We start from the raw sequence: 14,990 nt of genomic DNA, 5'->3' as shown, positions 1-14,990 counted from the left end.
CGGGTAGTTCGACGGAGTGCGACCGCCCGCCCGTCGTGCCGCGAGCACGGCGGGCGGGCCCGGGGAGGCATGGTGAATCCGGAGTCTCTCGACGAGTTGGTGTCCCCCTACGGCGTGGTGTCGGCCGTCTCCGACGCACGGCCGTCACGGATCTGCGACCGGCTCTACTCGTGCGGGGCCGAGGTGGGCACGCCGGGTCCGGCGAACACCCGTCGCCGTACCGGCCGGCTGGGCGGTGGTGGGCGGAGCTGGGCCGACCCGCGACTGGCCCGGTTCGTCGCCATCGCCGAGGGTGCCGAGCGGTACGCGATGGCACTGGCCCCGCACCGTCGGGAGATCCTGCGGGCGACCGCCGACGAGCTGGCCGGCGAGTGCCTCGAACCCTCCCGCTATCCGCGCTGCTCGGCACGGGAACTGGCCACCCCCGGCTGCCCGGTCCGCCCGTTCGACCCGGCCGCGCCGATCAGGTGGGTCATCGGACTCGACCTGTGCAGTGCCGCGCCGGTCCGGGTGCCGGCGGTGATGGCCTGCCGGGACCTGGCACCGGTCGACGACGCGGAACGCTTCGTACACCGGCTCTCCACCGGCCACGCGGTGCACACCGATCCGGTGGAGGCGGTCGTCCGCGGCGCCCTGGAGGTGATCGAGCGGGACGCCGTCGCCATCCTCTGGCTGCAACGGCTGCCCCTGCCCACCGTTGCGCCCGACGAGCTGGCCGGGTCGACGCGCCACCTCGTCGACTGCTGCCGGCGCCGCTTCGTCGACGTACGCCTGCTCGACGCGACGACCGACCTCGGTGTGCCGACCGTCTACTGCCTGTTGAGCGCCGTGCACGACCCGCGACTGCGGAACTGGACGGCGGCGAGCACCGGGCGGACCCTGTCGGGTGCGGCGGCCAAGGCTCTGGAGGAGGCGGTCGCCCTGACCGGACTGCTGAGCGAGGGCGCCGGCCCGCCGGGCGGTCCCGTGGGGTCCGCGGCGGTGCACGACGGTGCCCGGTTCATGGGGGCACCGGAGCGGGCGGGCGCATTCGACTTCCTGCTGACCGATGCCGTCGCGCGGCCGTCGCCCCGACGCCCGGAACTGCCGGCCGATCCGGACCTGGCCCTCGCGGCGCTGGTCGAGCGGCTGGCCGGCGCCGGAGCCCGGCCCGTCGTGGTCGACCGGACGACGCGGGAGCTGGCTGACGTGGGGCTGACCGCGGTGCACGTCGTCATCCCCGACCTCCAGCCGCTGAGCCTCCATCCGCTGGCCCAGTTCACCGCACATCCACGGCTGTCCGAGGCACCCGCCCGGATGGGCCACCGCGTGCTGCCCGAAGAGGAGCTGAATCCATGGCCACAGCCGTTCGCCTGACCACCCCCGCCGCGATCGTCCCGGAGCGGACGGCCCTGCTCGGAATCGGTCCGTTCGGTCGCCGGGTCACCGGGCTACTGGCCCGGATGACGGACGGCACGCAGGTCCCGCCCGACGACGCCCCGGAGACCGCGTTCGCCGGTATGCCGAGCGCGCTGGTGGTGGCCCTGTGGCGTCCGTCGCCCGCGTTCTGCGACCAGATCGACGAACGCGCCCACGCGACCGGTGTCCCCTGGCTGCCGGTCGTGCTGGAGCCCTCGCACCTGCGGATCGGACCGCTGGTCGTGCCGGGAGCCGGGCCGTGTCACGGCTGCTTCGAGGAACGCCGGGCCCAACACGATCCGCACTGGCCGGGGTCCGCGGCCCTGTACGTCGCCTACGACCGGGACCCGGCCTGCGGTCCGGCCGGTTTCCTGCCGCAGCACGCGCGGACCGCGGCCGGGTTGGCTCTCCGCGTCCTGGCCCGCCCCGACGTGACGGCCGGTCGGGTGATCTCCGTACCGCTGCGCGGGGTCGCCGTCCGGCAGGACCCGGTGCTCGCCTGCCACGGCTGCCCCCGCTGCGGCCGGCCGCTGCCCGAACGCGATCTGCGTACCCTGCTGCGCCTGAGGAAGAGGGAGGACGCCGGTGTCCGATGACGTCCGGGTACGGCTGTGCCGTGGTCTCGCGGTGGTGCCGACCGAGGAGTCCCTCGTCGTGCAGGGCTCGGGGCCGCGCCACGTGTTCCGGGGTCGGGCCGCCAGCACGCTGCTGCCGCGACTTCTTCCCCTCCTCGACGGCTCCCGGGACCGCCAGGAGATCGCCGCCGAGCTGGGCCTGCCGCCGGAGCGCCTGGACCGGCCACTGGCCCTGCTCGACCAACGTGGACTGCTGGAATCCGCCGCGCCGCCCCGCCGGGGTGGGGCCCCCGAGCACGTCGTCGACTACCACTCACGCAGCCTGGGCGGCAACGGCGGCCATGCCGGCACCGGCGCCCTGCTCGACGCGCTCGCGGTGGTCGCCTTGCACGTCGTCGGGCCGACCGAGGTGACCAGGGCGGTCGCCGCGGACCTGCGCGAGTGCGGCGTGGGCGAGATCACCTGCGGGCCACTTGCCGAAGCCGGAGTCGAGGCCCTCGCCGGAGCCGGGCGGTCCCTGGTGGTGGTGGTCGAGGAGAGCCGGGACCCGTCGGCGGTCGAGCGGGTGGCCGGACTGTGTGCGCCGCACGCCGTGCCCGTGCTACGGGTTGCCGCCGATCGCACCCACCTCGAGATCGGGCCCTGCTTCGTTCCCGGTCTCACCGCCTGCCCCGGATGCCTGCGCCGTGGCCGGGCCGAGGCGGGCTGGCTGGGTGCGGAGACCTCCGATGCCACGGCCGGGAAGACGGCGAAGACCTCCGATGCCACGGCCGGGTTCGCTGATGCCACGGTCGGGGAGACGCTCGCCGGGCTGGCCGCGGCCGAGGTGCTGGGCATCGTCTCCGGGGCATCCCTGCGGGCTCCGACGACGTTGACCAGGATCGACCTCGACGCCTGGGGCACCGGCCAGCACGTCGTCGTGCCGTACCCGGACTGCCCGTGCGACGACGCCGGCGGCGACGGGCCGGAGCCGGACCTGGTGGACATCGGCCTCTGGATGACCGAGCGGGTGGTTCCCGCCGCTCTGCGGGCCGGCCCCCCGTCGCGGGCCGTTCGGCGCAGGTGGCGGGAGTTGGCGGACGAGCGTCCGACCCACCACGCCCACCCCCGGCGCGGGCTGCCGGCGGAACGGTTGCCGCTGCCGGGGACGTTCGGCGACGGCGTACGCCGGGCCGCACCCGGAAGCCTGCACCAGGCGCTGGTCGCCGACCTGCTCGCCCGGGTGGCGGGCCGACGGCGGGGCGAGGCCGACGGCCCGGCGCAGCGCTGGGTGCCGTCCGGCGGGCAGCTCGGGTCGGTGGAACTCCACCTCGTCACCGAGACCGGCGTCGCCGACCTACCCGGAACGATCTTCCGCTACGACGACCTGGACCACGCGCTGATCGCCCTGCGCGCCGACGCCGTGCCGCTGGCCAACGCGCTGGCCGGCACCGACCTGCCCGCCGACCGTCTCGACGCCGCGCTGGTGTTCACCGCCGCACACGACCGGGTGGCGGCAAAGTACCAGGACTTCGCGTACCGGCTCACCCACCTGGACGCGGGCTGCGCCGTCACCCAGCTCGCCGCCGTCGCCGCCGCGCACGGGCTCCGCACGGAATTCGCGACCCGCTGGGACGAGAGCCTGGCCGAGCTGCTCGACCTGCAACCGACCGGCCGGTACGTGACCGTGGTAGCCGGCCTACACCGAGGTGAGAGATGCCACTGATCCCCGTGGACGTACCGGCCGAGGCGCTGGCAGACCTGGTACGCCGTCGCGCCCCGTTCCCCCGCAGCGTCGAAAGGTACGCGCCGGACGACGGGGCGGCCGAGCCCGTGACCGACGGCGTACCACTTGCGGCGGTCCTCGAAGGCCGTAGGTCGGTGCGGGAGTTCACCGAGACGCCGGTGACCGAGGCGACGCTGCGCGCGGTGCTGCACCGGGCGACCCGGGCTCAGCGTGACCAGTGGCCGGTCGACCGGCATCCGGACCCGGGCGTGCGGCTGCTGCTGGCGGTCCGCCGCGCCGACGGTCGGGGTAGGGGCCTGTTCACGCCAGCTCCCGCCGGCAATCTTCTTCCGCTCGGCGTTCCGGACTGGCTCGACGATCTGGCGGACGTCTACGCCGACGCGCCGGTGTTCGCGCTCGTCTGCGGCTCGCCGGCGGGGACGGGACGGGAGGCCGCCGGAGGCCTGCTGGTCCGGATCGGCGCGCTCGGCTACGCCATCTGGCTGGCCGCGCGCACCCACGGTCTGGAGGGCGTGGTCTTCGGCGCCGGCCACTACCTGGTGCGGCGGGCGGCGGCCGGGCTCCTGCCGGGGGCGCGGCACCTGTTCACAGTCGCGCTCGGACACCCCGTCGCGCCCGGACACCCGGCCCCGTCGCCAGTGTTCCGGACGGCCTGAGCGAGCCCTACGAACCGCGAGGAGAGGTCATGCCCACTACCACCATCTCCGCCCCGCCCGACCTGGGCGTCGGGCTCGGCTACCGCGAGGAGCTGCACGACGGGATCCTCGCCCACCCGGCCGCGATCGACTGGCTGGAGATCGTCACGGACCGCTACCTGGTGGATCCGGCGCAGAACAAGCTGCTGCGCGCTCTCCGGGACCGCTTCGTCGTGGTCGCCCACGGCCTGGAGATGTCGATCGGCTCGGACGCCCCGGTGGATCCGGACTACCTGGACGCCGTCGCGGCGGTGGCGGACGTCGTCGACGCACCCTGGGTCAGCGACCACCTCTGCTTCACCCGGGAGGACGGCGTCGAGCTGCACAACCTGACGCCGGTGCTCCGCACGGAAGAGAAGGTCAGGACGATAGCCGCGAACGCGCAGCGGGTGCAGGACGGGCTGGGGCGGCCGTTCCTGCTGGAGAACATCAGCTACTATCTCGACCTGCCGGGCGGCATGACCGAGGCCGAGTTCATCACCGCCGTCCTCGACCGCTGCGACTGCGGCCTGCTGCTGGACCTGAACAACGTCGTGGTCAACGCGGCCAACCACGGGTTCGACCCCTACGACTTCCTCGACGCGCTGCCGCTCGACCGTGTCGTCCAGGTGCACCTGGCGGGCAACCTGGGCCAGGGTGGCGTACCACTCGTCGACGGCCACGACGCCCCGGTGGGAGACGACGTGTTCGCACTGCTCGAACACCTGGAGAGCCGCCAGCACGTCCGGGCCGCCATGATCGAGCGGGACGGCCATTTCCCCGACGACTTCACCGAACTCGTCGACGAGCTGGACCGGGTCCGCGCCACCCTCACGGCGGGCGGCGTCTCCCGGGGTGCCCGATGAGCACGGAGCACACCTTTCCGGCTGGCGGGCAGGCGCTGCTGGCCAGGCTCCTGATCGACGGGTCACTCGCCGAGGAGCTGCACGCCGACCCCGACAGGTTCGCCCGGCGGCACGGCACCGACCCCGAGCTGGCCCGGCGACTGGCCGCCGTGCCACTGCCCGGCCTTCGGCTCACCGCCTCGATCACCAGCCTCAAACGCAAGGCCAGGTTCACCGCCGCCTTCCCCGGCAGCGCAGCCCTGCTCCGCGGCACCGCCGAGGAGGAGACCGTGCTGCGCCCCGTACTGGGACGTCGGACGTTGAGCCGGCCCGAGGACAGCCTGGCGGTCGGGAGCGAGCTCGCCGCGGCCGTTGCCACGCTGCCCAGTACCGCCCGGATCCGGCTGCTCCGCGAGATGGTGGCGTTCGAAACCCTCTGGTACGAGGCACGGGTCGGCACCGTTGGGGTGGAACCGCCGGCCGGCCCGCCCGCGCTGCGGCCGGGCGTCCTGCTCGCGACGTTCGACCGCCCGATCGCGGAGATCCAACGGATCGTCGTCGCCGGACGGGCGGCCGGCAGCCTGCCGAGCGGTACCACCCACTACCTGCTGCACGCCACGAGCCGTTCCGGTCCGGTGCGGACGTACCGGCTGCCGTCGAGGCTGGCGGACCTGCTCGCCGCCTGCGACGGTGTTCGGACGACCCGTGCGGTCGCGCACCGGGCCGGGCTGGACACGGAGACCGCCGAGCGCGGCCTACGCGGCATGGTCGCCAAGGGTTTCCTGGGCGGGCTGGACGCCAACGGCTCCGGAACTGAGCTGGCCCGGTAGGACGAGACTGCCCGGTCGTCGAGGTACCCAGGTGGTCCAGCTCAGCACCGGCAGGATCGGCAACAGTGCGGCTGGCTCTGGCAGCTCGCTGGGCACCGACCGGCCCGGACGGACGGGTGGTAGGTTGCCCGCCCGGCCGGTCGTGATCCCAACTAGTGACCTGGCTCGCCCACCAGGACCGCGAATCCGTCCAAATGCCGGGCGAGGCTGTATTCGAACAGCTCTTCGAGATCTGGTGCGGCTTCCTCGTGCACCTTCGCCAGCAGTGGGAACAGACCGCTGGCGAGCAGCTCGTCGGTCCGGGCCCGCCGCGTCTGTAGCCACCTGGCCAGGGTCACTCCCGTCTCCTGCTCGGCCTCGACCTCGTCCGCCGTGGACACCGCGGCGTTGATCACGAGCGAGTGCAGCGCCAGTGCCTCCTGCATCCGCGTCCGCAGCGGGAGGCCGAGACCGTCGAGCGCCCGCAGGGTCCACTCGGTGTGCACCATCATGTTCGGCGCGAGCGCGGGCCGCGTGAACGAGATCGCCTTGGGCAACCAGAGGTGCCGCCAGCACAGCGCCCACTGCCGCCGCGCGACCAGTTCGAGCTTGGCCCGCCAGCCCTCGGGCCCCGGATCAGGCAGTTCCTCGTCTCCGAAGACCAGGTCGGCCATCTGCGTCACCAGGTCATCCTTGTTCGTGATGTGGCGATAGAGCGACATGGTCCCCACACCGAGTTCGGCGGCGACCCGTCGCATGGACACGGCCTCGACGCCTTCGACGTCGGCGATGGCGATGGCCGTCCGCAGCAGGTGATCGCGGTTGAGCGCCTGCTTCGCACCGCCCACCGGACGCAGGGGCAGTCGGGAGGCGGACGCCTTCGCCCGGTTGGACAGGCGCGGACTTCCAGGGGAAGCGCGGACCACCGTGCCCGAACCGACCTTCGCTTCGACCAACCCGTCCTCGCGCAATGTGGCGAGCACCCTGGTCGCGGTCGCGATCGCGATCCCCCAGCGGTCCGCGATCTGCCGGATGGACGGCAGCCGGTCCCCCGGCTGTAGATCACCGGACCGGATCCTGGCTTCGAACTCCCCGGCGATCCGCCGGTAGAGCGGCTCGGGCTGGGCGTCTCCAGTCATGCGCACCTCCTGATGTGCTCGCGACACCGCGACACCGGAACTAAGTGTACTAGTTCATTGCAGCCGAATCAGGACACTTTCTTCAGGTGGAATTGCTGGGCACGTGGATCGAAAGGCCGATCGCAATACACTGTACGCGTCAGATCGATACGGCGTACGCAAGCTGTTGGGAGATCGAGGTCGGCGTCCCGTACCACGCGACGAGCCTGCTGTATCCCCATCGGCACCTCCACCTTGCCGCGCCTCGCTGGCGCCGCCGACCGGACCGGATAGGAGAGCACGGTGCCCGAACTCACCGTTGCCGAAGAAGTCGTCCTGATCGCCCTCGACGACAGAACCGGCCGGGGCAGCACGCGCCTGGGCCTCGACTGGGCGGTGGCCGGGGCGGTCATCGTCGAACTGGCCCTCGCCCAGCGGATCACCGTGAGCGACAACGACATCGTCACCGTGCTCGACCCGACTCCGACCGGGGCGGCACACCTGGACGCCGTGCTCACCGAGGCGGGAGGCGGGGTGAAGGTCTCGAAACTGCTGCGCCGCACCCGCGCTGGAGCACCCGGCCGCACCATCACCGCGCTCGTCGAACGAGGCGTGCTCCAGCGGAAACAAGCCTGGCTGCTCGGCGTCGTCCCGGCCCGCCGCTACCCGGCAGCCGACACCACGGCCCGCGCCGAAGGTCGCGCCAGGCTCGCCGAAACCATCCTCGACGGACACGATCCGAGCGAGCGGACGGCCGCGCTGATCGGCGTGCTGCACGCCGCGAAGCTCTGGCGCCGGGCGGTGCCCACCGGCGCACGCAAGCAGGTCCGGAAGCGAATGGGCGAGGTCGCCAAGGACCAGTCCATCAGCCCCGCGGTCCGCAAGGCCATCGTCCGGACCCACGGCGCCATCGCCGCGATGACCGCATCGAGCTGAACCGGCCACCCAGCCAGACAGGAGACCGTGATGGTTACCCACATCGACACCGACTACCTCGTGATCGGCGCGGGCGCGACGGCGATGGCCTTCGTGGACACGCTGCTGACCGAGTCGCAGTCGACCGTGACGCTGGTCGACCGCTACCACCAGCCGGGCGGGCACTGGACCGTCGCCTACCCCTACGTGCGGCTGCACCAGCCCTCCACCATGTACGGCGTGAACTCCCGCCCGCTGGGCGAGGACAAGGTCGACCGACTGGGCTGGAACGCCGGGCTGTACGAGTTGGCCGGCGTGTCCGAGATCTGCGGCTACTTCGACCAGGTGATGCGCCAGACGTTCCTGCCGTCCGGGCGGGTCTCCTACTTCCCGATGGCCGAATACCGGGGCGGCGGCCGCTTCCAGCTGACCGCCTCCGCCAAGGAGTACCAGGTGACCGTACGCCGCAGGGTCGTGGACACCACCTACCAGGGCGTGACGGTACCCGCCATGCGACCGCCCGAGTTCCCGGTCGCCACCGGCGTTACCGTCGTCCCTCCGAACGAACTGCCCGCCGTTCGGAAGTCCTATGACCGTTACGTCATCGTCGGCGCGGGCAAGACCGGGATCGACGCCTGCCTCTGGCTGCTGGAACAGGGCGTCGAACCGGCCGACCTGACCTGGATCATGCCCCGGGCGCCGTGGCTCATCGATCGGGCCGCGGTGCAACCGATGCCCCTCCGCCAAGCCGACGACATCGCGAAGGAGCACGCCGCCAAGCACGAAGCCATCATGGGCGCGCAATCCGTACCCGACCTCTTCGACCGGCTCGAGGCCGTGGGCGCGCTACTGAGGATCTCCCCGGACGAGCGGCCGACGGCGTTCCGCTGCGCCACCGTCTCGCAGGCGGAGCTGCAGCAGCTGCGCAGGATCGAGCACGTCGTTCGCCTCGGCCGGGTCAAACGGATCAACGAAGCCGACATCGAACTCGACGGCGGCACGCTCGCGACCGGCCCGCACGTCCTGCACGTGGACTGCACCGCCGACGCCGTGAAGCAACTGCCCGTCGTGCCGATCTTCCAGGACGGACTGATCACCCTGCAGTCGGTCCGCGCGTGCCAGCCGGTGTTCAGCGCCGCCCTCATCGCGCACGTGGAGGCGACCTGTCCCGATGACAGGGCGAAGAACGAGCTCTGCCCCGTCACACCCAACCCGAGGACCGACGTGGACTGGCTCCGGTTCACCCTCTCCGCGAACTCCGAGCAGCTGCGCTGGGCGGACAACCCGGGCATCGGCGCCTGGCTGCACACCTCACGGCTGCACCCCGACATCGCCCCGCCGTGGCCGGCCGACCCAGCCGAACGGGCGACCTTCGAGCAGCAGGCCAAGGCCGTTGCCCAGGCACAGAACGCAAAGCTCGAAGAACTCCTGCACGCACACGAAGCCCGCTGATCCCCACCGCGCTTCGCGGATCTCGGACCGGAAGGAACGAGCGTACCGATGAACATAACCAGGAACCGGCGCAGGAATCGAGCGCCCTGGGTGCTCGCACTGCTGACCACGCTCTGCGCCGAGCTGACCTTCACCGCGGTCGCGGTGCCGTTCACCTGGCTGCTCCTGCCCTTGCTCATGGTGATGTACGGCGCCGGGGTCCTCGTACTCCGCGAGGCGGTCGTGCGGGTCGGCGGTGGCTGGCCGAGCCTGGTGCTCATGGGCGTGGCCTACCAGATCGCGGAGGACGGCCTGGGCCTGCAAGCCCTGACCAGCCCCCGGATGTACGGCGCCGCCGACTGGGGATTCAGGGCGTTCGGGGCGAACTGGACGTACTGGGAGTCACAGATCGGCGTCCACGTCGTGCTCAGCGTCCTGTTGCCCATCGCCATCACCAATCTCCTCTTCCCGGCACAGCAGGCCCGGCCCTACCTGAGCAACAAGGGCTTGGCCGGGGCCGGCGCCCTGGCGATCGTGGGCGTGATCGGGATCCGCTACCTCATCTCCGCCACGGAGGACCCGGGGTATCAGACCCCGATGGGCCCGACGATGGTGTTCCTCGCGCTCATCATGGCGCTCGCCGTGGTCGCGCTGGCGGTTGTTCCGCGCCGTCGCCGCACCACAAGCTACCGAGCGCCCCGGACCGCAACCGCGCCACGCCCGGGAGTGGTCGGTTTCGTGTCCATGTACCTGACCATGGCGCTCCTCAGCACGCTGCTCCCGCTCGGCCTCGGCTCCACGCTGCTGCTCGACGACCTGATGTCCCCGGTACAGCGGCTGATCATCGCGGCACTGACCGCCGTCGCCTTCGCCTGGCTGGTGGTGCGCTGGCAGGCAGCAGCCAACTGGGACGACCAGCGCCGAATCTGGCTCTTCGGCGGGATCCTCGTGTCACACACCGCATTCATGATGCCCGCTTCCCTGACCGCCGCACTCACCGGATCGCTGACGCTCGCGGCAGAGGTGTACCTGCTGAGCCGCCTGGCCAGGCATCTCAGGCAGCGGGAAACCGTGACCTACCCGGTCGGCGGTGCGCGCACACCGCCCCAGCCCGAATGACCACCGTCAGCTCAACTCCCGCGGAGCCCCTCGGCGGGCACTCCGGCGAGCCGGGGCGCTGGGCCGCCCCAGTCGGCAGGTGACGACCAGCATCCCCACCGGCGAACCGTCTCTTGTGTACTGGCAGCGGTGCACGCCGTCCTGACCGCCAGCCGCTCGATAGCGCCGGTAACACGGTCTTGATAGCGCCTTGCTTACATCGGGGATACCAAATACAGTGGTATCATCGCTACCAGGACGTGAAGGAGCATCGGTTCGATGTCTGTCGTCCCCGTCACCGGAATCGGCGGCCACCATGGACGCCCTCGCCGTCACGACCGCCCACGAGGCCAACGCGTTCGGCATCGAGACGGTCATCGTCATGCCGGGCGCCATCACCGAGGGCACCGGCAGCTGAGGTGCCACAACCGGAGGAGGCCCAACATGCTCAGCAACAACCGGAGCCGGGTAGCCGTCGTCACCGGAGGATCCCGCGGGATCGGCCGCGCCGTCGCGTTGAGGCTCGCCGCGGACGGCCAGGACGTGGTCGTCTGCTACGCCGGCAACCAGACGGAGGCGGAAGCCACGGCGACGGCGACCAGGACCACCGGCGGTCGCGCCGTGACAGCCCAGGTGGACGTGGCCGACGAGAACGGAGTGAGAGCACTGTTCGACACCGCGGAGCGGTCGTTCGGCCGGGTGGACGTCGTCGTGAACGCGGCGGGCGTCATGATCCTCCGGCCGGTCGCCCACCTTGACCTCGACGAGTTCGACCGGATGCAGCGCACCAACCTCCGTGGCACCTTCGTCGTCGCCCGCGAAGCCATCCGGCGGCTGTGTCCGGGCGGCGCGATCATCAACTTCGCTACCTCGATCACCCGCCTCAACCTGCCCAGCTACGCCGCGTACGCGGCAAGTAAGGCAGCCGTGGGTGCCCTCAGCCCCATCCTGGCCAAGGAGCTGCGCGGCCGGAACATCACCGTCAACGCCGTCGCTCCTGGGCCCACGGCGACCGCCCTGTTTCTCGAGGGCAAGAGCGACGACCTCGTCCAGAGCATCGCGAAGCAGAACCCGATGGAACGGCTCGGCCGCCCGGACGACATCGCCGAAGTGGTGTCCCTGCTCGCCGGCCACGGCCGATGGATCAACGGGCAGACCATCTTCGTCAACGGCGGCGCCGCCTGACGAACGTGAGCGGGCTGCCCACGCTGGTCGCGGTCAGCGCCGCCGGCTCGGGCCCGGCCTGCACCTGCCAGCTCCCGCAGTGGCGATCCGCCGCTCTGGGTCGGACGCCAAGACCTTTCGAAGGAGGCAAAGCCGTGTCCCACAGACCGCTTCGACGCGCCGCGAGGGGCCCCAGCCTGATCGCAGCGCTCGCCCTGACGGCCTGCTCGCCGGATCACCAGCCGACGACCAACACCGGCGACGGGCAGCCGAGCGCCGCGCGCGGTGACGGCCCGGTCGCGACGCTCGGCGAACCCGCCGAGATCGCGGACGGCCTCGACACCCCGTGGGGGTTGACCTTCCTTCCCGACGGATCCGCGCTGGTATCGCAGCGGATCAGCGGTGACATCGTCCGAGTCCCGGCTGGTGGCGGCACGCCACAGACAGTCGGCGTGGTACCCGGTGTGGTGGCCAGCTCCGAGGGCGGCCTGCTCGGCATCACCGCCTCCCACGACTTCGCCACCGACCGCACGATCTACGCCTCGGTCTCCGGCGCACGGGAGAACGCCATCGTCGCCCTGAGGGTCGCCGACGACTTCCGGTCGCTGCGGCAGGATCGAGTGCTGCTCGACGGCATCCAAACCGCCGACCGCCACCACGGCGGACGCATCGTCACCGGCCCGGACGGCAACCTGTGGATCGGCACCGGTGACGCGTTCGAGCCGGAGAACGCCGCCGACGACGCCACGCTCAACGGCAAGATCCTGCGCATCCGCCCGGACGGCTCCATCCCGCGGGACAACCCCTCGCCCGACTCCCCGATCTACTCGTCCGGGCACCGCAACGTCCAGGGGATCGCCTTCGGGCCCGACGGCACGGCCTATGCATCCGAACTGGGCCACCGCAGCTGGGACGAGGTGAACGTGCTCCGGGCGGGGCAGGACTACGGCTGGCCGGAAACCGAGGGTGTGCGGGGCAGCACCGGAGTGCCGCCGATCTTCACCGTGCACCCCGACGACGCCTCACCTTCGGGTGTCGCCTACGCCGCCGGATCACTCTGGATGGGCGCGCTCGGCGGTCAACGTCTCTGGCAACTACCGGTCGCCGGCGACGCCCTGGCCGGAGACGCGGTCGCGCACTTCGAAGGCGACCACGGACGCATCCGGACCGTCGAGGTGGCCCCCGACGGGGCGCTCTGGCTGGTCACCTCCAACACCGACCGCGCCACCTGGGGCGGAACCGACGCACGCCCGGGTGACGACCGCATCCTGCGCGTCGAGGTGCGACCTGGCTGAGCGCGGGTACCCGGCCCGTCGGACCATCGGTGTCGGTCGGTGACGAACCCACCTCCGCCGGTGGGGCACACCACGGTCCCGGCGAACTCTGCGGCTCGTCGACAGAAGGAGGTGACGGCCGATGTACATTACGGCCATGCCGGCCAAGGCTCCCCGTGAACGCATCATCGAGGCCACGGCGAGGCTGCTGTCCGAAGGCGGACGTGACGCCGTCTCCACGCGGACCGTCTGCGCGGCGGCCCGGGTGCAGGCACCGGCCATCTACCGGCTGTTCGGCGACATGCAGGGTTTGCTCGACGCCGTCGGCAGCCACGGTCTCGTCACCTACCTGGCCCAGAAGACCGCGCTCGAGGAGAGCGACGATCCCGTCGAGGATCTCCGTGCCGGATGGGACCTCCACGTCGAGTTCGGCCTCGCGCACCCGGCGTTGTACGCCCTCATCTTCGGCGACGTGCGTCCGGGCCGAGAACCCTCGGCCGCGGGGCAGGCTGCCGCCGTCCTCGCCCACCGGGTCAACCGCATCGCCCAGGCCGGCCGGCTGCGCGTCACCGAGGAACGCGCAGCCCAGCTCGTGCACTCCACCGGCAAGGGCGTGACGCTCACGCTCATCGCCACCCCACCGGAAGAACGCGACCTGGCTCTTTCCGCGATCGCCCGCGAGTCGATCCTGGCCGCCGTCACCACCGACACCGTCGTCGAGGTCGCCTCCACCGGCCTGCTCAACGCCGCGGTCTCGCTACGGGCGCACCTCGACGAGGCCACCGTCCTCAGCGAAGGTGAACGCCTGCTGCTCGGCGAATGGTTACACCGCATCGGCAGGCACTGACTCACCGCCCGGCCAGCATCCGACGTAACCTCCGCGAACCTCCCCGGACCACCGGGCATGGTCCGCGCCCGCTCGGTCGTCGTCCGCGACCGGCTTGCCGCCACGCGTCCACGACCCGGTGTACGGCGTCCCGTCCACCGCGAGTCGTTCGACAACCGCAGCCCCACCGCAGAGGAGTCGCCATGTCCCCCGGCTCGACGCCGATTCTGCTCCTGCACGGCTCCTGGCACGCTGCCTGGTGCTGGAACGAGGTCATCGCCCACCTCGTGCCGTACGACCGTCAGACCCTGGCGGTCGACATGGTCGGGCACGGGTTGCGCGCCCGACGGCCCGAGTGTCTGACCATGCGTCCGTTCGACCCGGCGCGACTGGCCACCGAGGTATCTCCGGTGGCGGACGTGGACCTCGACCGGGCGGCCGAGCTACTGGTCCGCCAGATCGAACGGCTCGGCCGAGGCAGCCGGGTCACGGTACTGGCACACAGCATGGGCGGTGTCGTCCTGACCCGGGCGGCGCAGCAGGCTCCCGAACTGGTGGCACACGCGGTGTACCTGGCCGCGGTGATGCCCGGCTCCGGCGAGGCGGCCGACCGGTACTTCGCGCTGCCGGAGAACGCCGACGCGCTGGTCCTGCCCGCCCTGCGGGGCGATCCCACCGTGACCGGGGCGCTGCGGCTCGACCTCGCCTCCAACGACCCCGCCTACCGCCAGCAGCTTCGCGCCGCGTTCTACGGCGACGTCGGCCCGATCGTCGCGGACGCCGCCCTGGGACTGCTGAGCCCGGACGCCCCGGTCAGCATGATGCGCGGCATCACCCGGCTGACCCGCGACGGCTGGGGCTCCGTCCCCCGCACGTACGTCGTCTGTACGCGGGACATGGCGATCCGCCCGGCCCTCCAGCGGCTGTTCGTCGCCGAAGCCGACGCCGCCTTTCCGGAGAACCCCACCTCCGTCGCGACGCTGGACTCCTCACACGCGCCGTTCCTGTCCATGCCCGGTGAGATAGCGAAGATCCTCGGAGAGCTGGACTGAGTCAGGCGTCCGCCGGAGCCCGCATCCAAAGCGGCCCGGCATGCGCGCCCGCTCCCCTGCCGGGCAAGCTCTCCTGGGACCTCGC

At 71.8% G+C, this 14,990-nt stretch carries 14 protein-coding genes; 13 read left to right on the top strand and 1 reads right to left on the bottom strand.

Annotated features, from left to right (window positions below):
* Nucleotides 1-72: 72 nt before the first annotated feature.
* From O7626_RS08670 to O7626_RS08645, 6 genes are read left to right on the top strand one after another with little or no spacing between them, the layout of a single operon-like run.
* Nucleotides 73-1,356: a YcaO-like family protein gene (locus O7626_RS08670; protein WP_278060632.1), complete on the top strand. Its 1,284-nt coding sequence runs from the start codon at nt 73-75 to the stop codon at nt 1,354-1,356.
* The gene (locus tag O7626_RS08665) at nt 1,335-1,994 is read left to right on the top strand and encodes a TOMM precursor leader peptide-binding protein (RefSeq protein ID WP_278060631.1); all 660 of its coding nucleotides are present in this window, start codon (nt 1,335-1,337) and stop codon (nt 1,992-1,994) included. Before O7626_RS08670 ends, O7626_RS08665 begins: the two co-directional genes overlap by 22 nt.
* The gene (locus tag O7626_RS08660; protein ID WP_278060630.1) at nt 1,984-3,678 is read left to right on the top strand and encodes a TOMM precursor leader peptide-binding protein; all 1,695 of its coding nucleotides are present in this window, start codon (nt 1,984-1,986) and stop codon (nt 3,676-3,678) included. The genes O7626_RS08665 and O7626_RS08660 overlap by 11 nt, the downstream gene beginning before the upstream one ends.
* Complete coding sequence (locus O7626_RS08655; RefSeq protein WP_278060629.1) at nt 3,669-4,355, top strand: nitroreductase family protein; 687 nt, start codon at nt 3,669-3,671, stop codon at nt 4,353-4,355. Before O7626_RS08660 ends, O7626_RS08655 begins: the two co-directional genes overlap by 10 nt.
* 29 nt (nt 4,356-4,384) lie before the next feature.
* The gene (locus O7626_RS08650) at nt 4,385-5,239 is read left to right on the top strand and encodes a DUF692 domain-containing protein (protein WP_278060628.1); all 855 of its coding nucleotides are present in this window, start codon (nt 4,385-4,387) and stop codon (nt 5,237-5,239) included.
* Nucleotides 5,236-6,048, top strand: coding sequence for a hypothetical protein (locus O7626_RS08645; protein ID WP_278060627.1), 813 nt, complete (start codon nt 5,236-5,238; stop codon nt 6,046-6,048). Before O7626_RS08650 ends, O7626_RS08645 begins: the two co-directional genes overlap by 4 nt.
* A gap of 152 nt (nt 6,049-6,200) precedes the next feature.
* Here the strand turns inward: O7626_RS08645 and O7626_RS08640 are convergent, their stop codons facing one another.
* Nucleotides 6,201-7,166, bottom strand: coding sequence for a GntR family transcriptional regulator (locus O7626_RS08640; protein WP_278060626.1), 966 nt, complete (start codon nt 7,164-7,166; stop codon nt 6,201-6,203).
* A 282-nt stretch (nt 7,167-7,448) separates the two neighbouring features.
* Between O7626_RS08640 and O7626_RS08635 the strand changes: the two genes are divergently transcribed.
* The 7 genes from O7626_RS08635 to O7626_RS08605 all read left to right on the top strand — a co-directional run bounded on the left by O7626_RS08635 (nt 7,449) and on the right by O7626_RS08605 (nt 14,905).
* Complete coding sequence (locus O7626_RS08635) at nt 7,449-8,081, top strand: GPP34 family phosphoprotein (protein ID WP_278060625.1); 633 nt, start codon at nt 7,449-7,451, stop codon at nt 8,079-8,081.
* Nucleotides 8,082-8,111: 30 nt separating this feature from the next.
* On the top strand, nt 8,112-9,512 hold the full coding sequence (locus O7626_RS08630; protein WP_278060624.1) for a hypothetical protein: 1,401 nt from the start codon (nt 8,112-8,114) through the stop codon (nt 9,510-9,512).
* 48 nt (nt 9,513-9,560) lie between these two features.
* Nucleotides 9,561-10,610, top strand: coding sequence for a hypothetical protein (locus O7626_RS08625; RefSeq protein ID WP_278060623.1), 1,050 nt, complete (start codon nt 9,561-9,563; stop codon nt 10,608-10,610).
* Between the two features lie 423 nt (nt 10,611-11,033).
* Entirely contained in the window at nt 11,034-11,774 is a 741-nt protein-coding gene (locus O7626_RS08620) for an SDR family oxidoreductase (protein WP_278060622.1), read from the top strand.
* A gap of 134 nt (nt 11,775-11,908) precedes the next feature.
* Nucleotides 11,909-13,048, top strand: a complete 1,140-nt coding sequence (locus O7626_RS08615; RefSeq protein ID WP_278060621.1) for a PQQ-dependent sugar dehydrogenase — start codon at nt 11,909-11,911, stop codon at nt 13,046-13,048.
* A 121-nt stretch (nt 13,049-13,169) separates the two neighbouring features.
* Nucleotides 13,170-13,874, top strand: a complete 705-nt coding sequence (locus O7626_RS08610) for a TetR/AcrR family transcriptional regulator (protein ID WP_278060620.1) — start codon at nt 13,170-13,172, stop codon at nt 13,872-13,874.
* 182 nt (nt 13,875-14,056) lie between these two features.
* Nucleotides 14,057-14,905, top strand: a complete 849-nt coding sequence (locus O7626_RS08605) for an alpha/beta fold hydrolase (RefSeq protein WP_278060619.1) — start codon at nt 14,057-14,059, stop codon at nt 14,903-14,905.
* The last annotated feature ends 85 nt before the right edge of the window (nt 14,906-14,990 follow it).

The organism is Micromonospora sp. WMMD1102 (genome assembly GCF_029626265.1).
Classification (GTDB): Bacteria; Actinomycetota; Actinomycetes; order Mycobacteriales; family Micromonosporaceae; genus Plantactinospora.
Note: the sequence above shows the minus strand (reverse complement) of the source record. Positions and strands in the feature narration are given on the sequence as shown.